The sequence below is a fragment of the Nonomuraea sp. 3N208 genome (assembly GCF_052245935.1).
In the GTDB taxonomy this organism is placed as follows: domain Bacteria; phylum Actinomycetota; class Actinomycetes; order Streptosporangiales; family Streptosporangiaceae; genus Nonomuraea.
Genome location: NZ_JBQQBR010000003.1, coordinates 143,334 through 161,902 on the forward strand (window position 1 = coordinate 143,334; position 18,569 = coordinate 161,902).

At 68.0% G+C, this 18,569-nt stretch carries 17 protein-coding genes; 8 read left to right on the forward strand and 9 right to left on the reverse strand.

Annotated features, from left to right (window positions below):
* Positions 1 to 160 precede the first annotated feature (160 nt).
* Genes ACTWPT_RS05170 through ftsE form a run of 4 tightly spaced genes read right to left on the reverse strand, consistent with a single transcriptional unit; the run spans position 161 to position 4,162 of the window.
* Entirely contained in the window at positions 161 to 2,020 is a 1,860-nt protein-coding gene (locus tag ACTWPT_RS05170; protein ID WP_443176074.1) for a penicillin-binding transpeptidase domain-containing protein, read from the reverse strand.
* Positions 2,021 to 2,027: 7 nt separating this feature from the next.
* Positions 2,028 to 2,495 carry an SsrA-binding protein SmpB gene (smpB, locus tag ACTWPT_RS05175; RefSeq protein WP_443176075.1) on the reverse strand — a complete coding sequence of 156 codons (468 nt, stop codon included), beginning with the start codon at positions 2,493 to 2,495 and terminating at the stop codon, positions 2,028 to 2,030.
* Between the two features lie 48 nt (positions 2,496 to 2,543).
* The gene (gene ftsX / locus ACTWPT_RS05180) at positions 2,544 to 3,452 is read right to left on the reverse strand and encodes a permease-like cell division protein FtsX (protein WP_443176076.1); all 909 of its coding nucleotides are present in this window, start codon (positions 3,450 to 3,452) and stop codon (positions 2,544 to 2,546) included.
* A 20-nt stretch (positions 3,453 to 3,472) separates the two neighbouring features.
* The gene (ftsE, locus tag ACTWPT_RS05185) at positions 3,473 to 4,162 is read right to left on the reverse strand and encodes a cell division ATP-binding protein FtsE (RefSeq protein WP_091079803.1); all 690 of its coding nucleotides are present in this window, start codon (positions 4,160 to 4,162) and stop codon (positions 3,473 to 3,475) included.
* A 202-nt stretch (positions 4,163 to 4,364) separates the two neighbouring features.
* Between ftsE and ACTWPT_RS05190 the strand changes: the two genes are divergently transcribed.
* A complete protein-coding gene (locus ACTWPT_RS05190) occupies positions 4,365 to 4,556 on the forward strand; it encodes a hypothetical protein (protein ID WP_443176077.1) in 192 nt (63 codons plus the stop codon).
* 8 nt (positions 4,557 to 4,564) lie between these two features.
* On the opposite strand, the gene prfB is transcribed toward ACTWPT_RS05190, so the two are convergent.
* On the reverse strand, positions 4,565 to 5,683 hold the full coding sequence (gene prfB / locus ACTWPT_RS05195; RefSeq protein ID WP_443176078.1) for a peptide chain release factor 2: 1,119 nt from the start codon (positions 5,681 to 5,683) through the stop codon (positions 4,565 to 4,567).
* Between the two features lie 103 nt (positions 5,684 to 5,786).
* Here prfB and ACTWPT_RS05200 point away from each other — a divergent pair, with 103 nt between their 5' ends.
* The 5 genes from ACTWPT_RS05200 (at position 5,787) to ACTWPT_RS05220 (ending at position 9,666) form a co-directional block, all read left to right on the forward strand.
* Entirely contained in the window at positions 5,787 to 6,821 is a 1,035-nt protein-coding gene (locus tag ACTWPT_RS05200) for a hypothetical protein (RefSeq protein WP_443176079.1), read from the forward strand.
* Positions 6,822 to 7,025: 204 nt separating this feature from the next.
* Positions 7,026 to 7,259, forward strand: a complete 234-nt coding sequence (locus tag ACTWPT_RS05205; protein ID WP_443176080.1) for a hypothetical protein — start codon at positions 7,026 to 7,028, stop codon at positions 7,257 to 7,259.
* Positions 7,256 to 7,735, forward strand: a complete 480-nt coding sequence (locus ACTWPT_RS05210) for a Clp protease N-terminal domain-containing protein (protein WP_443176081.1) — start codon at positions 7,256 to 7,258, stop codon at positions 7,733 to 7,735. Before ACTWPT_RS05205 ends, ACTWPT_RS05210 begins: the two co-directional genes overlap by 4 nt.
* A gap of 192 nt (positions 7,736 to 7,927) precedes the next feature.
* On the forward strand, positions 7,928 to 8,824 hold the full coding sequence (locus ACTWPT_RS05215) for an ABC transporter ATP-binding protein (protein WP_443176082.1): 897 nt from the start codon (positions 7,928 to 7,930) through the stop codon (positions 8,822 to 8,824).
* Positions 8,821 to 9,666, forward strand: a complete 846-nt coding sequence (locus ACTWPT_RS05220; protein ID WP_443176083.1) for an ABC transporter permease — start codon at positions 8,821 to 8,823, stop codon at positions 9,664 to 9,666. Before ACTWPT_RS05215 ends, ACTWPT_RS05220 begins: the two co-directional genes overlap by 4 nt.
* Positions 9,667 to 9,760: 94 nt before the next feature.
* Here the strand turns inward: ACTWPT_RS05220 and ACTWPT_RS05225 are convergent, their stop codons facing one another.
* From ACTWPT_RS05225 to ACTWPT_RS05240, 4 genes are all read right to left on the reverse strand, one after another.
* Positions 9,761 to 14,635, reverse strand: coding sequence for an NAD-glutamate dehydrogenase (locus tag ACTWPT_RS05225; RefSeq protein ID WP_443176084.1), 4,875 nt, complete (start codon positions 14,633 to 14,635; stop codon positions 9,761 to 9,763).
* Positions 14,636 to 14,673: 38 nt separating this feature from the next.
* Complete coding sequence (locus ACTWPT_RS05230) at positions 14,674 to 15,477, reverse strand: tryptophan 2,3-dioxygenase (RefSeq protein ID WP_443176085.1); 804 nt, start codon at positions 15,475 to 15,477, stop codon at positions 14,674 to 14,676.
* Between the two features lie 89 nt (positions 15,478 to 15,566).
* On the reverse strand, positions 15,567 to 15,764 hold the full coding sequence (locus ACTWPT_RS05235; RefSeq protein WP_443176086.1) for a zf-HC2 domain-containing protein: 198 nt from the start codon (positions 15,762 to 15,764) through the stop codon (positions 15,567 to 15,569).
* Positions 15,764 to 16,309, reverse strand: a complete 546-nt coding sequence (locus ACTWPT_RS05240) for a sigma-70 family RNA polymerase sigma factor (RefSeq protein ID WP_127939938.1) — start codon at positions 16,307 to 16,309, stop codon at positions 15,764 to 15,766. Before ACTWPT_RS05240 ends, ACTWPT_RS05235 begins: the two co-directional genes overlap by 1 nt.
* Before the next feature lie 117 nt (positions 16,310 to 16,426).
* Here ACTWPT_RS05240 and ACTWPT_RS05245 point away from each other — a divergent pair, with 117 nt between their 5' ends.
* Together ACTWPT_RS05245 and ACTWPT_RS05250 are read left to right on the forward strand one after the other, a co-directional pair.
* Positions 16,427 to 17,071 (forward strand): DUF4142 domain-containing protein, encoded by a 645-nt coding sequence (locus ACTWPT_RS05245; protein ID WP_443176087.1) that lies wholly within the window; start codon positions 16,427 to 16,429, stop codon positions 17,069 to 17,071.
* A complete protein-coding gene (locus tag ACTWPT_RS05250) occupies positions 17,068 to 18,531 on the forward strand; it encodes a DUF1996 domain-containing protein (RefSeq protein ID WP_443176088.1) in 1,464 nt (487 codons plus the stop codon). The genes ACTWPT_RS05245 and ACTWPT_RS05250 overlap by 4 nt, the downstream gene beginning before the upstream one ends.
* The last annotated feature ends 38 nt before the right edge of the window (positions 18,532 to 18,569 follow it).

The window sequence follows — 18,569 nt, forward strand, 5'->3', positions numbered from 1 at the left end:
CGGTCCGGACGGCAGGACTTCCCCCGAGATGAAGTCCTGATCTCATCACGGCGACTGGATCCGCAACCCCCCGAGCGGGCCCAGTCATTCAGTAAGACGCCGTCGCGGCCCCGGATGGTTGCTCAGCGTCGCAACAATTTCACGACGAGCTCACAACAGCTCACGACGGGTTCGCCAGGGCCGCGAAAAAGCCGCCCGCGACCGCCGACGCGTTGTAGTTCTTCGACAACACCGCAATGGCCACGTCCCCCTGCCAGCCGACGAACCAGGTCATCTGGTCCCCGGCCGTCGCCGTCACCCCGTGCACCCTGCCTTTGCCTGCCTGGGCGGGCGTGCCAAAGGCGCCGGCCCGCATCATCGGCCTGAGCGCCGCGAGCACCCGCGGATCGACCGGCACGGGAGGGGGCTGGACGATCGGCACGGTCTCGACCCCAGGGTCGGGCGACTTCGGGTCGGTGACGAGCACGGGCGGGCGCCAGGTGCCCGACGACACCGCGGCGGCCACCAGCGCCATGCCCAGCGGGCTCACCTCGACGTTCTGGCCCGCGATGGCCTTGGCCTTGTCGGCGTCGCTGGACAACTTGGGGAACGAGCCGCTGAACGACTTCAGCGGCAGCCGCCACGGCTGCCCCACGCCGAAGGCGGTGGCGCTCTTGCCCAGTTCGTCGGCCGTGACGCGGCGGGCGAGCGAGGCCAGGGCGGTGACGCAGCCCTTGGCGAAGTTTTCCTGGAACGTGGCCGACGACGTGCCGGCCGTGGACTGGCCGGCGGCCACGAACTTAGCGCCGCCGACCGTGCGTTCCTGCGGGCAGTCCAGCCGCTGCTTGGGGCTCACCCTGGCCTTGACCAACGCGTCCGCGGCCACGATGGAGAACGCCGTGCCCGCCGGGTATTTGCCGGCCAGCGCGTCCTTCTCCTGGTGCATGCCGCCCTTGGTGGCGACCGCCCGGATCTCGCCGGTGTTGCGGTCCACGGCCACCAGCGCGCTCGTGTCGGTGTCGGCCACCGCCTGCTCGGCCGCCGCCTGGATGCCGCGGTCGATGGTGGTCTTCACCGACACGTTCTGCCGGCCCGGCCACTCCTGCAGTTGGGTGACCTCCTTGCCGGTCTTGAGGTCGAGTGTGATCACCCTGGTCTGCGTGGAGCCGGTCAGGTAGCTCTGGTAGGCCTGCTGCAGCCCGCTCTTGCCCACCGAATCACCGGCCCGCTGCGGGCCGCCGAGCTTCTGCTCATACTCCGGGGTGAGCGCGCTGACGGTGCCGACGATCTGCCGGGGCGCGTCGGGGTTGACGGGCTGGTCCTGCGGCTGGGTCTCGATCCCCGAGATGGCGTCGAGCTTGGGTTTCATCTTCTGGTAGAGGGAGCCGCCGAACGTGACCAGCGGCACGAACTTGTCCGGCGGCGAGGAGCGGATGCGACTCAGCAGCCGGTCCTGGGCGTATCCGGTGATCTCGGACAACCTCGCGACGACGTCTTCGGCCTGGTCGCCCAGCTTGGCCGGGTAGACGCCGGCGCTGTAGACCACGGTGTCGGTCTGCAGCGCGTCGCCGGTCCGGTCGACCACCGGCTGGCGCGGCTTGGGATCGATGTCGACCGCGAACCGCTGCCCCTCCTTCAGCTCCGGATGCAGCACCGAGGGCGACCAGCGCACCTTCCACGTGCCGTCGACCAAGTGGAGCGGCAACACCCCGTCGTACTGCCAGAGCGGGTTGTTCTCGCCCAGGTCGACCTCGGCGTGGAAAGCGGCGCTGGACTCGTCGCCGTTCATGCTCAAGCTCTTGATCTTGAAGCGGAACGAGGCCGCGTCCAGCTCCAGCTTGGCGTCGGACAGGGCCTTGCGTACGGTCGCCTGGTCGCCGTCGGTGCGTCCCGCCGCCAGGTCGTAGTCCTCCGTCTGCCAGCCCACGAGGAAGTCGCGCACCGCGTCGTGCGGTGACGGCTCCTCGAAGCAGCCGGTCAGCATGGTACACGCGACCGCCAGAGTGGCGGTCGCGGAGAGCGTGCGGCGCAGGCGTCTCATGCCGATCTCATCGGTTGCGGTTGCGCAGTGCCCGGGCCATCTCCCGTTTGGCCTGTTGCTCCGCCAGCGACTGCCGCTTGTCCCAGTCCTTCTTGCCGCGGGCGAGGCCGATCTCGACCTTGGCACGCCCGTCCTTGAAGTAGAGCGACAGAGGCACGATCGTGAGCCCGCCCTCCTTGGTCTTGGCGGCGAGCTTTTCGATCTCCTTGCGGTGCAGCAGCAGCTTGCGCTTGCGGCGGGCGGCGTGGTTGGTCCACGTGCCCTGTGAGTATTCGGGAATGTGCACGTTGAGCAGCCACGCTTCGTTGCCGTCGATGCTGGCGTAGCCGTCGACGAGCGAGGCGCGGCCCTCGCGGAGCGACTTCACCTCGGTGCCCTGCAGCACGAGACCCGCCTCGAAGGTGTCTTCGACGTGGTAATCGTGCCGAGCACGTTTGTTCTGGGCGATGACCTTCCGCCCGGTCTCACGTGGCATGCTTCGACTTTACCGGCGATCCTCCGCACCTCGGGTACGTCGCGACCGCTACACCCGGAGGTAGCGGCGGAGCGTGACGAACGAGGCCAGAATACAGATGAACACGCCGATGATCATGGTGTACGTGATCGTCTGCGCCACGGCGTCCCAGCCCAGCTGAGCGGTCGCACCGCCGAAGAACTTACCGAGCTCCTCGAACAGCATGACCTTGGTCACGATCAGGATGACCGCCGCGAACACGCCGCCGATCAGGCCCGCGATCACGCCTTCCATGACGAACGGCAACTGGATGTAGAGGTTGGACGCGCCGACCAGTCGCATGATGCCCGTCTCCCTGCGCCGGTTGAACGCCGAGAGCCGGACCGTGTTGCCGATCAGCAGCGCCGCGGCCAGCACCAGGATGATCGCGACACCCAGCGCGTAAATCGCGAGCGTGTCGAGCATCTCGAAGAAGGGCCCGATCAGCTGCTTGTGGTCGGTCACCTGCGAGACGCCCGGCTGGCCCTGGACGGCCTGGATGATGGGCTGGTAGTTGTCCGGGTTGGCGACCTTGATGCGGAACGACTGCGGCATGTCCTCGACCTGCGTGGCCTTCACCAGAGCCGGGTTGGACGCGTACGCATCTTGGAAGTTCTGGTACGCCGTCGCCTGGTTCTCGAAGAAGACGTCCTTGACCCCTTGGGTGCCCCGGATGTGCGCGTCGAGCGCCTTGATCTGCGTCTGTGTGATCGCCTTGCCGTTACACGCCGGCATGGCGGTCCCCTTGTTGCACAGGAAGACCGAGATCTCGACCTTGTCGCCCCAATAGCCCTTCATCAAGCCGACTTGGGCGTTGATCATCAAGCCGACGCCCAGCATCGCCATTCCGACCGCCACGGTGATGATGACCGCGATCGTCATGGTCAGGTTGCGACGGAGGCCGATCCAGACCTCGGAGAAGATGAAATTCGCCCGCATGTTCTGTCTGCAGCTCCCTGTCAGTACGCCTGGCCGTAAACGCCACGCGACTGGTCACGGACGATCTTGCCGTCCTCCAGCTCCACGACACGCTTGCGCATGGAGTCGACGATGGCCGCGTCGTGCGTGGCCATGACGACCGTGGTGCCAGTCCTGTTGATGCGGTCGAGCACCTTCATGATGCCGATGCTCGTCGCGGGGTCGATGTTGCCCGTGGGCTCGTCGGCCAGCAGGATCATCGGCCGGTTGACGAACGCGCGGGCCATGGCGACGCGTTGCTGCTCGCCGCCGGACAGCTCGTCGGGCATGCGGTGGGCCTTGCCTTCCAGGCCGACCAGCTCGATGACCTCGGGCACCACCTTGCGGATGAACCGCCGGGGCTTGCCGATGACCTCGAGGGCGAACGCCACATTCTCGTAGACGTTCTTGTTCGGGAGCAGCCTGAAGTCCTGGAACACGCAGCCGATGCGGCGGCGCAGGTGCGGCACCTTGAAGTTGGAGAGGCGGGCCAGGTCTTTCCCCGCGACATGGATCGCACCGGAATTGGGCCGCTCCTCCTTCAGAATCAGACGCAGGAACGTGGACTTGCCTGACCCCGAAGGGCCGACGAGGAACACGAACTCGCCCTTGTCCACGTCAACGGATACGTGGTCGAGAGCGGGCCGGTTCTGGTTCGCGTAGACCTTGGTGACATTATCGAAATGGATCACGAGAGCATCACGGCATGCCAGTCTAGGGGTCAGGACGGAAGCGAGGGTGGCACATGCCCACTTCCCGCCGCTGGCCGATCGGGGACCTCGTCTTTACTGATGATCGACGTTCCGATTGGCCAGAGCACAGTCTAGGGGGAAGACTGGCATGGAACGTCCATAACGGAAACAAAACGATTGTGCGGCTAGACTTGGGGCTGTCATGAGTTGTGAACACCTCGTATGCGCGCAGTGCGCCCACCCCGTGATCGAGGGCCGCTGCGCTCTCTGCCGCGCCAACAGAGAGCGGATGCACCACCACGGCTTCGCCGGGCTGTCACCCGCCCTCATCGTCCTGCTGCTCGTCGTCCTGCTCTTCGCGAGCCTGGCGCTCAAGCACCTCAGCGGGCTCTAGGGCCCGTCCTAGGCCTCCGCCCCCGACTCCTGCCGCCGCATCCAGCGGATCTCTGATTCGATGAACCCGTCGATGTCGCCGTCGAGCACGGCCGACGGGTTGCCGGCCTCGGTGCCCGTGCGCAGATCCTTCACGATCTGGTAGGGGTGCAGCACGTAGTTGCGGATCTGCGTGCCCCACGACGTGGTCGTCGCGCCACGCAGCTCCGACATCTTCTCCGCCTCCTCCTGCCGCTTGCGCTCGAGCAGCTTGGCCTGGAGCACGGCCATGGCGCTAGCCCGGTTTTGCAGCTGCGAACGCTCGTTCTGGCAGGAGACCACGATGTTGGTCGGCAGGTGCGTGATCCGCACGGCCGAGTCGGTCGTGTTGACGCCCTGGCCGCCGGGGCCGCTAGAACGGTAGACGTCGATGCGGAGCTCGTCCTCGTTGATGTCGATATGGTCGGTCTGCTCGACGACCGGCACGATGTCCACCCCGGCGAACGACGTCTGCCTGCGCCCCTGGTTGTCGAACGGGCTGATGCGGACCAGACGGTGGGTGCCGTGCTCGCCGCGCAGCGTGCCGTACGCGTAGGGCGCCTTGATGGTGAACGTGGCCGACTTGATGCCGGCCTCCTCCGCGTAGGAGGTGTCGTAGACCTCCGTGGAGTAGCCCTTGCGCTCGGCCCACCGCAGATACATTCGCAACAACATCTCGGCCCAGTCGGCGGCGTCCACGCCGCCGGCCTGCGAGTTGATGGTGACCAGCGCCTCTCGGGCGTCGTATTCACCCGAGAGCAGGGTGCGCACCTCGAGCGCGCCGATATCGGACTTGAGCGACTCGAGCTCCTTGTCGGCCTCGACACGCGTGTCGTCGTCACCCTCCTCGGCCGCCAGCTCGTAGAGGACGGCCAGGTCGTCGAGGCGGCGCGCGACGCCATCGACGCGGTTGAGCTCGCCCTGGAGGTGGGAGAGCTTGCTCGTGACCTTCTGGGCTTGTTCAGGGTCGTCCCAGAGGTCGGGCGCGGCAACCTGCTGCTCCAGCTCAGCGATCTGCTTGCGCATCGCGTCGAGGTCGAGCACGTCCTGGATGCTGCGGACCGTGCCCGCGAGCTCGTTGATCTCTTCTGCCGGATCGATGCCTGCCACGTCTCCCTAGGGTACGCGCCTCGCGGGAGAACTCCGTCCTCCAACCCGAGACCCGCCCAAGGCTTCGACCCGTCGCCCACCCAAACCGCAATACGATGGCGACGTGCGTGCATACAGGCGGCGGAAGGTGCTGGCGCTCGCCGCCGGCGTGCTGGCCGCGGCGACCGCCTGCACGAGCAGTGCCCCGCCGACCTCCACTAAGCAGGCCGCGGCCGCCTCCGCGACGCCCACGCCCTCCCCGAGCGCGGTCGGGCTCACCCGGGCCGAGGCGGCCAAGGAGTTCAACGACTTCATCGTCACCGACGACAGGCTGCGGGTGGCGGGCGACCAGGAGGTCCACCTGGAGGGCCTCCTGGATCTGGAGGCCAAGGACCTCACGACCGGCGGGCAGACGTTGCTGACCGTGGCGGCATTCCTGTCGACCGACTACGCGCCGCCCCGCTACAAGTGGGGCTCGCCCACGCTCTACGTGCCCAGGTTCGCCGTGGACGAGAAGGCGCCGTGGTTCAGCGCGCTGGCGACACGGAACGGGCGGCCGACGCTGCTGACGTTCGCCAAGGCGGCGGACCGCTGGCGGCTCAGCTCCGTGGCGCAGCTCCTGCCGGGACAGCAGCTCCCGGAGATCGAGCTGGACGCCGAGAGCTTTGCGACGGCGCTGGCTCCCGACGACAAGACCGTCACGATCAGCCCGCAGTTCATGCAGCCCGTGCACGCCAGCGTGGCCGAGACCGGGACGGCCGGGGTCACGGCGGGGCTGCTGGCGGCGGGGCCGTACACGACCGAGGTGGCCGAGCAGATCGCCTCGCTCAGGGACAAGGCGAAGGGCAACGGCTACAGCTACGACTCGATCTTCAGCGCCGACAACTTCCCTGTGTACGCGCTGCGCACCAAAGACGGCGGGGCGCTGATCCAATACTCGCTGTCGCGCACGACGACCACGACGACCAAGACGGCCGAGGACGACTACATCCCGGTGCCGGAGTCGGCCCGATGGGCGATCAGCGCGCCGGTGCTGCGCCGCACGCTGCGTCTGATCGAAACCCATCAATATGCCACTGCGGTCCCGCCGCTGTCCCGCCCATCCGCGGCGGCGGTGATCGCCCATGACGGCGCTCTTACTAAGGCTTCGGGTCAATAAAACCCAATAAGAGCCCCATATTTTACGGCAAGCCACGTTGCCCGCACGCGCCGTAAACCCTTGCGGTCTGTCATGGCCGGTCGTGAAGGCTCACGGGTTGCTCGCCGTGACGAGCGTCATCTTTACCTGCTTCTTCGCTGACACCCAGGCTCGTTAAGCAACTTGAGTTGACTAGCCGTCGATTAGTCAACTATGGTTGCTTGTATGCCGGCTGATGATACTTCCGTACCCAAGGAACCCGCGGACGCGCTCGCGGCCGTGGTGGCGTTGCGGCGCCTGGCCGACCAGTTGGAGGACGCCGCCGTCGAGCAGGCCATGCGGGCGGGCTGGAGCTGGCCCGACGTCGCCGAGGCGCTCGGCGTCACCCGTCAGGCGGTTCACAAGAAGCACTCCAAGCGGCTCATCGCGGCCGGCGTCACGTTGAGGAGACGACAATGAGCGCGATCGACCACTACATCCAAGCGATCCTCGTGGGAGGCGGGGCGGAGGCGCTGGAGGACGGCTCCGCGGCGATCGAACCGCACCATCTCCTGCTGGCGATCGCCGCCCACGAGGGCACCGCCGCGCAGCGTGTGCTGCTCGCGGCCGGCTTGGGGCGGCAGGCGATCAGAGAGGCGCTGGACCGGGAGTTCGAGCACAGCCTCGGCACGGTGGGGGTGTCCCTCGCCTCCTATGACCTTCCGAAGCCGAGCCGCGACCCCAAGCTGCCGAAGATGGGCGCCTCGACCAGGCTCGCACTGGAACGCGGCTTCGCCGCCGCCACCGGCAAGAAGGACCTGCGACCCGCGCATCTGCTGCTCGGCATCCTGGACACCGAGATCGGCACCGTGCCCCGCGCGCTCGCTCTGGCCGGCGCCGACCGGGCGGGCCTGATGGCACGCGCCCGGGAGACACTCCCCCACGAGAGCTGGTAAATCCACCGGGCCGGAGCGCCCGCCTTCACCCCCATCCCCATCTGTTGTCCCCGGCCCTTGCCACGACCTCCCGCGCGTAGCGATGCGGGACGGCCGGTTCGGGTCGTGATGCGTCATGCCCCGCGACGGGTGCCGCCGGCATGCGTCCCGTCGCGGAGGCGTTCGATCACAGAGAGAGGCCATTTCATGACAATGAGCGACACAGTCGTGCTCGACGTCGACGGGCTGCGTATGCGCTACGGCTCGGTCGATGTCCTGCACGATGTCACGTTCCAGGTCCGCCACGGCGAGGTGCTGGCCCTGTTAGGGCCGAACGGGGCGGGCAAGACCACCACGATCGAGATCCTGGAGGGCTTTCGCAACCGCTCGGCGGGCCGGGTCGAGGTGCTCGGCGCCGATCCCGCGCACGGCGACGAGCGGTGGCGGGCCCGGCTCGGGGTCGTGCTGCAGTCCTGGCGCGACCACGGCAACTGGCGGGTCCGCGAGCTCCTGGACCACCTCGGCGGCTACTACACCGGCTATGCCACCCCCGAGATCCGGCGGCCGTGGGACGGCGCCGAGCTGATCGAGGCGGTCGGCCTGGCCGGGCAGGCGGGCAAGAAGATCAAAACCTTGTCGGGCGGCCAGCGGCGCAGGCTGGACGTGGCGATCGGCATCGTGGGGCGGCCCGAGCTGCTGTTCCTCGACGAGCCGACCGCGTCGTTCGACCCGCAGGCCAGGAGCGAGTTCCACGACCTCGTACGGGACCTGGTCGACGCCCACGAGACCACCGTGCTGCTCACCACCCACGACCTGGACGAGGCCGAGAAGCTGGCCGACCGCATCGTCGTGCTGAACGGCGGCCGGATCATCGCCGACGGCACGGCCGGCGAACTGGCGCGGCGGATCGCCGGCGAAGACGAGGTGCGCTGGCTCCTCGACGGGCAGCGGTTCGTCCAGAAGACAGCGGACTCGACCCGGTTCGCCCAGGACCTGTTCGCCCGGTACGGCGATGACGTCCAGGAGCTCGAGATCCACCGGGCCTCGCTGGAGCAGACGTACCTCACCCTGGTCCGCCAGGCCGAATCGACCCCGGAGGCGACCCGATGAACCCCACCACGACGGCACTGCGCGCGGGCTGGTCCCGCGGCCTGATCGAGCTGCGCCAGTCGTTCAGCAACGGCCCTGAGCTTTTCTCGCATTTCCTCTGGCCCGGCCTGATGGTGGCCACAATGTTCTTCATCAGGGATCTGTCGTTCGGCTCCAGCGGGCTCCTGCTCAGCACCCTGGCCCTGCCGAGCATCCTCGGGATGAACGCCGCGGTCGGCATGATCAGCATGAGCCAGCAGCTGACCGCCGACCGCGAGGACGGCACGCTGCTGCGGGCCAAGGCGACTCCGCACGGCATGCCCGCCTACCTCATCGGCAAGGTCATCTCGGTCTCCGGCGGCCTGCTCGCCGATCTAGTGATCTTCCTCGTGCCCGGCGTGCTCATCGTCAAGGGCCTGGCGATCGGCCCCGGCTCCTGGCCCACTCTGGCCTGGGTGCTGGTGCTGGGCCTGGTCGCGACCCTGCCCATCGGCGCGGTGCTCGGCTCGGCGTTCGCCAGCGCCCGCGCCCAGGGGCTGCTCCAACTGCCGTTCCTCGGCGTGATCGGGATCTCCGGCATCTTCTACCCGATCACCGCACTGCCCGAGTGGCTCCAGTGGATCGCCCAGATCTTCCCGGTCTACTGGATGGGACTCGGCATGCGCTCCGCCCTGCTGCCCGACTCGGCGGCGGCCATCGAGATCGGCGAGTCCTGGCGGCACCTGGAGACCGCCGGGGTGCTGGGCGCCTGGGCGGTGCTCGGGCTGCTCGTGGCGCCGGTGGTGTTGCGCAGGATGGCACGCCGGGAGTCGGGGTCGAGCGTGGCCGCCCGCCGCGAGCGCGCCCTGCGCCGAGTCGGCTGAGCACCGCGAACACGCCCTGCGGCGGCGTCGGCCGAGCGCCGCGACCGCTCACGGCGCTGCGGCGGCAGGCGAGCCGCCGCAGCGCCGATGGCGACTACGCCTCCGTGTGCGGGAGGTTGCTGGCGGCCACCAGCGTGCGGATGGCACGCAGCGCGACCGAGAGCGTGGCCAGGTCGAAGTTGTCGCTCTCCCAGATCTCCGACAGCGTCTGCCTGGCACGGGAGACGGCCGCCGAGTTGCCCTCGGACCACCGCGCCAGCCGCTCCTCCGGCGGCAGCCCCGGCTTGCTGTGGGCCAGCACGTCCCTGGTCAGCGAGGCATGCGCGGCGTAAAGGTCGTCGCGCAGTGCCGAGCGGGCCATGGAGTTCCACCGGTTGTCCCTGGGGAGGGCGATGATCCGCTCCCTGAGGCGGGCCAGCTGGAGGCGGTCGGCCAGGTCGAAGTAGACCTCGCCCACCTCGTTGACCGGCCGTCCCGTCAGCGACGCGACCTCCACCAGGTCCAGCGTGGAGTACGCGGGCACCATGCCGGCCACCCGCTCGGCCAGCTCCAGCGGCACGCCCCGGGCCACGAACGAGTCCCGGCGATCCTCGTACGCGGCCAGGTCGGGCCCGGTGAGCATCTTCGGGATGTGGGCGACGAGCCCGTTGACGCCCTTCATGAAGAAGCTGACGGACGCGGACAGGTCCAGCGGCGGGCGCCGGTTGATCAGCAGCCAGCGGGCACCGCGCTCGACGAGCTTGCGGGCCTCCAGCAACATGGCGATCTGGACATCGGTGCTGACCTTGTTGTCCAGCGACTCCACGGCCCGGTAGAACGACGGCAGGTCGAAGACCTCCCGCGCCACCAGCCAGGCCCGCGCGATGTCGGGCGTCGAGGCGCCGGTCTCCTCGCCGAAGCGGTGCATGAACGTGGTGCCCATGCTGTTGACCAGGTCGTTGACCACGCAGGTGGTGATGATCTCCCGCCGCAGCGGGTGCGCGTCCATGTACGTGCGGAAGCGCTCCCGCAGATCCGACGGGAAGTACGACACCAGCCACGACTCCAGGTACTGCTCGTCGGGCAGGTCGGAGCCGAGCAGCTCGGCGTCGGCCACCAGCTTGGTGTAGGCCAGCAGGACGGAGAACTCCGGCGCGGTCAGCCCGAGCCTGGCCTGGCGGCGCTCGGCCAGCGTCTTGTCCGACGGCAGGAACTCCAGCTCCCGGTTGACCAGCCCTTCACGCTCCAGCCGCCGCAGGTAGCGGGCGTGGATGTGGAGCATCTCGACGGCCTGGGCACGGGCCGCGGCCAGGACCACGTTCTGCGCGTAGTTGTCCCGCAGCACCAGGGCCGCGACCTCGTCGGTCATCGAGGTGAAGACCTGGTTGCGTTGCTTGTCGGTCAGCTCGCCGTCACGGACGACCTGGTCGAGCAGGATCTTGATGTTCACCTCGTGGTCGGAGGTGTCCACCCCGGCCGAGTTGTCGATGAAGTCGGTGTTGGCCAGCCCGCCGTTCAGCGCGAACTCGATCCTGGCCAGCTGGGTGAAGCCCAGGTTGCCGCCCTCGCCGACCACCTTGCAGCGCAGGTCGGCGGCGTTGACCCGGAGCCCGTCGTTGGCCTTGTCGCCGACGTCGGTGTGGGACTCGGAGGTGGCCTTCACGTACGTGCCGATGCCGCCGTTCCACAGCAGGTCCACTGGGGCCCGCAGGATGGCGCTGATCAGGTCGTTCGGCGCCAGCGAGCTCACCCTGGCGGGGATGCCGAGCGCCTCGTGCATCTGCGGTGTGATCTGGATGGACTTGGCGGTACGCGGGAAGACGCCGCCGCCCGCCGAGATCATCTTGGTGTCGTAGTCCTCCCACGAGCTGCGCGGCAGGTTGAACAGGCGCTGCCGTTCGGCGTACGAGCGGGCGGCGTCTGGCGAGGGGTCCACGAAGATGTGCCGGTGGTCGAACGCGGCCACCAACCGGATGTGCTGGGACAGCAGCATGCCGTTGCCGAACACGTCGCCCGACATGTCGCCGATGCCGGCCACGGTGAAGTCGGTGGTCTGCGTGTTCACGCCCATGGTGCGGAAGTGGTACTTGACCGACTCCCACGCGCCGCGGGCGGTGATGCCCATGGCCTTGTGGTCGTAGCCGATGGACCCGCCGGAGGCGAACGCGTCGCCCAGCCAGAACCCGTACTCCTTGGCCACGCCGTTGGCGATGTCGGAGAAGGTGGCGGTGCCCTTGTCGGCCGCGACGACCAGGTAGGGGTCGTCGCCGTCGTGCCTGACCACGTCCGGCGGCGGCACGACCTTGCCGTCCACGAGGTTGTCGGTGACGTCCAGCAGGCCAGAGATGAAGGCCCGGTAGCAGGCCACTCCCTCGGCGAGCAGGTCCTCGCGGGTTCCCCCCACCGGGGGACGCTTCACGACAAATCCACCTTTGGACCCAGTCGGGACAATGACGGTGTTTTTCACCATCTGCGCCTTAACTAGGCCCAATATCTCCGTCCGGAAGTCCTCCATCCGATCGGACCACCGGAGCCCGCCGCGCGCCACCTTCCCGAATCGCAGATGCACGCCCTCGACCCGCGGCGAGTAAACGAATATCTCGAACTTCGGCCGCGGCAGCGGAAGCACACTGATGGCCTGCGGATCGAACTTAAGTGAAATGTACGGTTTGCGCCGCCCATTAACCGTTTGGAAGTAGTTCGTCCTCAGTGTCGCCTGAATCATCTCCAGGTACGCCCGCAGGATGCGGTCCTCGTCCAGCGAGGCCACCTCGTCCAGCGCCCCCAGGACCTCCTCGTGCAGCGCGTCCAGAAGCTCGCCGCGCACGTCGTCGCCCCGCCGCGGATCCAGCTTGGCCTCGAACAGGCTCACCAGCAGCCGCGCCAGCCGCACGTTGCCGTTGAGCACCCGCTCGATGTAGGACTGCGAGAACGTGCTCCCGGCCTGGCGCAGGTATTTGGCGTAGACCCGCAGGATCTGCACCTGCTCCCAGGTCAGCCCGGCCCGCAGGATGAGCGCGTTGAAGTCGTCGGCCTGCACCCGCCCCTTCCACAGCGCGGTGAGCCCGTCCTGGAAGAACCGCTTGAAGTCGCTCCTGTCCACCTCGTCGGAGGGCGTGTAACGCAGCCCGAAGTCGTAGATCCAGGCGTTCTTGGTGTTGGGGTCGTTGTCCCGGTCGATCTCGTAGGGCCGCTCGTCGACGACCTCGACGCCGAGCCTCTGGATCAGGGGCAGCGCCTGGGACAGCGAGATGGGCGAGCCGACCTTGTAGATCTTGAGCCGCCGCTCCCCCTCGGTCGCGTCGTACGGCTCGTAGAGGTTGATCCCGACCTCCTCGTCGTCGCCGGCGGCGACGAGCTCCTCCAGGCGGCGCAGGTCCACGACGGCCACCTTGGGCGGGAAGTCCGCCTTATACCCTTCGGGGAACGCAGACGCGTACCGCCTCATGAGCGCGGGCGACTCCTCCTCGGCGGTCATCTCCCCCAGCGCGGCGGCCAGGTCGTCCTCCCAGGAACGGGTGAGCGCGGCCAGCCTGGCCTCCAGCTCCTCCACGTCCCCGCTCGGCGGCGGCAGTTGCCTGCCCCGTTCGCCCCGCACCACTACGTGCAGCCGGGCCAGCACCGACTCGCCGATCATCGCGCTGTAATCCAGCGACTTGCCGCCCAGGGCCTTGAGCAGTACCTCCTGCATCTTCATCCGCACCTTGGTGGTGTAGCGGTCGCGCGGCAGGTAGATCAGGCAGGAGATGTAGCGTCCGTAGTCGTCGCGCCGCAGGAACAGCTTGACCTGCTTGCGCTCACGCAGCCGCAACACGCCCATGGCGATGGGCAGCAGCTGCTCGACGGAGGTCTGGAACAGCTCGTCGCGCGGGAACGTCTCGAGGGTCTCGATCAGGTCCTTGCCGTCGTGGCTGTCGGGCTGCAGCCCGGCCGCGTCGAGCACGTCGGCCAGCTTGCGCCGGAGCACCGGGATCCTGGAGATCGACTCGTTGTAGGCGACATGCGTGAACAGGCCGAGGAAGCGCCGCTCCCCGTTCACCTCGCCCTCGGGCGAGAACGTCTTGACCCCGATGTAGTCGAGGTAGGTCGCCCGGTGCACGGTGGCACGCGAGTTGGCCTTGGTGATGATCATCAGGTGCTTCTCGCGTGCCTTGGCCCGCACCTCGGGCGGCAACACGGAGAAGCTGGCCGAGCCGGGCCTGTCGTCACGCAGGATGCCCAGCGCCGCCCCGGGCAGGGAGCGCAGCGCCTCCCCCTCGTCGGTGTCCTCGAGCCGATACTCCCGGTAGCCGAGGAAGGTGAAGTGCCCGTCGGCGAGCCAGCGCAGCAGGTCGATGCTGTCCTCGACCTCCGCGGGCTCCAGCGGCGGCGGGTTCATGCTCAGGTCTTCCGCGGTCTGCACGGCCAGCGCCCGCATCTTCCTGAAGTCCTCGACCGCGTGGCGCACATCTTCGAGCACCCGCTGGAGGTCGGCCTCGAGCCCCTTGAGCACGTCGGGATCGGACTGCCGGTCGATCTCGATGTGCATCCACGACTCCACCAGCATCTGGCCGGTGACGTCCTCCTGGCCGCGGCCGAGCATCCGGCCCGTCATGTCGCGGCGCACCCGCATCTGCGGGTGGACCACCAGGTGGGTGCCCAGGCCGTGCCGGTCGAGCTCCATCGTCACCGAATCGACGAGGAACGGCATGTCGTCGGTGACCACTTCGACCACCGAGTGCCCGGGGTCCCAGCCATGCTCCTCCAAGGTGGGCGCATAGGCGCGGACCACCGCCCGGCCCTGCGGGCGGACCTCGGCCAGCTGGCGTTGCGACATCGCGGGGCCGTACACGTCGACCGGGTTACGGTCGAGCAGGTCCTCGGGCGCCACGTAGCGGTAGTAGAACCGGAGGAAGGACAGCGCCTCCTCGGTGGTCACGTGTTCGCTGCTCGCCGCACAGCTCTCGGCGGCTCGCTGGAGCAGCTCGTCCTTGGCCTCGTCGAGGGGCATCGTAGGTCTCACTCCTTTGTGAGGGTTCGCCGTGGCGTTCATAGCCAGGCCCTTAGTTCCCACAGCAGCGGGAAGTAGTGCAAGCGCGCCCTACTGCGCAGATAGGGGGCGCCGGTGGAGCCGCCAGTGCCGGACTTGTCGCCGATCTGGCGCTCGACCATCTGGACGTGACGCATCCGCCACAGCGCGGTGGTCTCGTCGTGGGTCAGGAGGTCCTCGGCCAGCTGCCACAGGTCGTCGTGGGACCGGCGGTCTCTGGCCACGGTCAGCAGCGAGGCCATGATCTCGTCGTCCGAGACCGGCAGGCCCCGCTGGGCGAGGGCGGCCAGGTAAGCATCCCACAGCGTGGGCTCGTCCAGCCTGCGGCGCAGCCTGGTGAGCTCGGCGTCGGAGGCATGCCGGAAGCTGCTGAGGTACCGCTCGTCCTTCAATCCCGAGAGGAACTCCAGCTCGCGGAACTGCACCGACTGGAAGCCGCTGGCCGGCGCCAGCTTCGCGCGGAACTCCAGGAAGTCCTGAGGCGTCATCGTCTCCAGGACCTCGACCTGCTCGACCAGCACCCGCTCGACCGCGTGCACCCGCTGGAACAGGTGCCTGGCCTGCCACAACTCGCTGCCGAACATGGCGGCGCGAGTGGCCTCCAACTCGTGGAGCAGCAGCTTGAACCACAGCTCGTAGACCTGGTGAATGGTGATGAAGAGCAGCTCGTCCGGCGCCTGCGACTGCGGCTGCTGCTGGGCGAGCAACGCGGGCAGGCAAAGGTAGCCGCCGTACGACAGCCGGCCGCCTTCCTCTCCGAACTGCCGATCCGGGGGACCGGGCGCATCACCGTGGATGCCCACCGAACACCTCCCCCTGAACCACCCGGCGTTTCCGGTTGCCGGGCGTAAAAGCCTCGCCTTACCGATACCACCCGAAAAGGGGATAGACGTCAACGTGACATGGACATCGGGGGATCGTCGTCGGAGGCCGACGGGGTGTTCTTGAGCGCGTCGAGCTGATCGGGCAGCTCGGCGAGCTGGATGAGCTCCGCCTGGCACTGCTCGCACGTGTCGAGGTGGCGTTCGAACGCCTCGTACTCCTCTTCATCGAGGACACCAAGGACGTAGGCGGCCACCTCGTCGTGCATCAGCCGGCTACCCCCTTGTCCCGCAGCAGCTCGCGGAGAGCCCGGATGCCGTAGTAGAGCCGGGACTTCACCGTGCCCGGCGGAATCCCCAGGATCTCCGCCGCTTCACTTATCGTACGGTCTCGAAGGTAGGTCTGCTCAATGACTTCTCGGTGTTCTTCGGACAGACTGCGGAGCGCGTCGGCGACAACGATCGCCGAAAGGGCTCGCTCCGAGCCGTCGGGCACCGCCATCATGTCGACTTCAGGCGGTTCGACCTCGTGAGGTCGCACGCTCTTCCGCCGACGCCCATCGATAACGATGCGGCGGGCTACTGTCAGTAGCCATGCCCATATAAGGCTTGGTTCCCATTGCAGTCTTGCCGAGTTACGCCAGGCTCGGACGAGCGTCTCCTGCACGACGTCTTCAGCCCATTGAAGGTCGTTACCTGTAGATTTGCGTACGTGGCGCAGCAGAGGGCCGCCGAACTCCTGGTAAAGCACCGCAATGCGATGCTCCGCCTCGGCATCCGCACTCTCGAACCTGCCGTCGAGGTGACCTAGCACGGGGCACATCTTTACACCTTTGTTATTGGTTCGGTAGCCACTCCGATAACTCCAGTCATTTCTAACTATCTCCGGCCATAGGTGAACCTGACCCGGGAAGCCCGCGTACCTCCGACCATGCACAGGCTTTTGCGTGGCGAGCTCTTCATGCTCGGCGGCTTCGTTCTAGCCGCTGCGGTGACGATCGTGCTGGTCATGCCGCCGTCGATCGACCCTGCGGCGGCTCAGTTCACTGAGACGCCCTCGGGACCGCTCACGGCAGCCGACCGCGACCTGCTGGTCAAGGTGCGGCAGGCAGGCCTCTGGGAGATGCCGGCCGGCGACTACGCCAGGACTCGCGCCGAGTCCCCGCGTGTGAAGGAAGTCGGCAGGCTGATCATGGAGGAACACGCTCGGCTGGACCAGATGACCCGCCAGGCGGCGAAGAAGCTCGGGGTGGCCCTGCCCGACGAGCCCAACGCCGACCAGCAGCGGTGGCTTGCGCAGCTGGCCGCGGAGAGCGGCCCTGCATTCGACAAGGACTACGTGAACCTGTTGCGTGCCGCGCACGGCAAGGTCTTCACCGTCGTGGCGGGCGTACGGTCCGGGACCCGTAACTCCGAGGTGAGGAAGTTGGCCCAAGAAGGCATCAACTTCGTCATGCGCCACATGGCGTACCTGGAGTCCACCGGCCTGGTCGACCACACCCAGCTGCCGGAGGCCCCGACGCCCCCACCTGCACCACCCGTCGCTCTGGCGGTCGAAACAAGGAGACACACATGAGTAGATCCAGACGCATGGCCGCGGCCGTGTCGGTCCTGGCCATGGCGGCCACCGGGCTGGTGTCCGCGGCCGTGATCGGCGTCGGCCCGGCCATCGCCGACCACTGCCTCCCCGGAGAGTCCACCCCGAGCCCGAGCCCCTCGGCACCGCAGCGGAACGGGAACCAGAACCAGCAGCCGGACCAGAACCAGCAACAGGACCAGAACCAGCAGCCGGACCAGAACCAGCAACAGGACCAGAACCAGCAGCCGGACCAGGACCAGCAAGGCACCGACCAGCAGCAGCAGGACGCCGATCAGCAGGCCCCCCAGGGCGGCGGGCGCGCGATCCTGGACCCGGCCGCGTCTCCCACCCCCGAGGGCGACGGTCAGACGCAGGCTCCCGAGGGCGACGGCCAGACGCAGGCCCCCGAGGGTGACGACCAGGCCCAGGCCCCCGAGGAGGAGCAGTCCGCCTCGACGTTCTCCCGCCGCGGCCGGCCCACCAGGACCGCCACGCCGACCCCGACCCAGTCCGAGAACCCCGACGAGCAGCCGAGCGGAACCGCGTCGCCCTCGCCCACCGGGACCGGCAACGGCGAGGAGGAGGCCTGCGCCAACCTCGGCCCGTTCCCCGAGGACTTCGTCGACATCCGCCAGGTCCAGCCGCGCCAGCTCGGCGCGCGGATCGGCAGGGGCGGCTCACGCGGCACGTTCGTCTCCCAGTGCGGGCGCAACGAGAACCGCCACAACAACCCCGACAACTTCATCGTCGCCCCCGGCGTGAGCAACGGGGCGCACCACCTGCACGACTACGTGGGCAACCTGTCGACGGACGGATTCTCCACCGACGAGAGCCTGGCGGCGGCGGGCACCACCTGCCGGCTGGGTGACAAGTCCACCTACTTCTGGCCCGTGCTCAGAGACCGCAACTCGGACCAGAACGCCAACGACCCCGACGGCAACGTCGGCCAGGTGCTGACGGCGCGCGCGGTGCAGCTGCAGTTCCGCGGCAACGCGACCTCCAGGGTCGTCGCCATGCCGAGGTTCCTCAGGCTGATCACCGGAGACGCCAAGGCCGCGACCAACGGCGGGGCCAACGCGCGAGCCGCGTGGACCTGCACGGGATTCCAAAACCGCATAACTCCCGACAAATATCCGCTTTGCCCGCGCGGCAGCCAGGTCGTTCGTATTCTGGACTTCCCCAGTTGCTGGGACGGGCAGAACACCGACAGCGCCAACCACCGCACTCACGTGGTCTTCCCCGACCAGAGTGGTGCCTGTCCTCAGGGCACCCGGGCGGTTCCGCAGCTCCGCATGACCCTCGTGTACTCCGTGCCGCAGGGCCAGTCGTTCGCGCTGGACGCCTTCCCTGAGCAGCAGCACAACCCGGTCACCGACCACGCCGACTTCGCCAACGTCATGCCCGATCGGCTGATGCGCTTCGTCGTCGATTGCATCAACCGGGGCCGCCGTTGCTGACCTGAAACGCGCCCTGAAGGGCAATTCCGCCTTCCGAG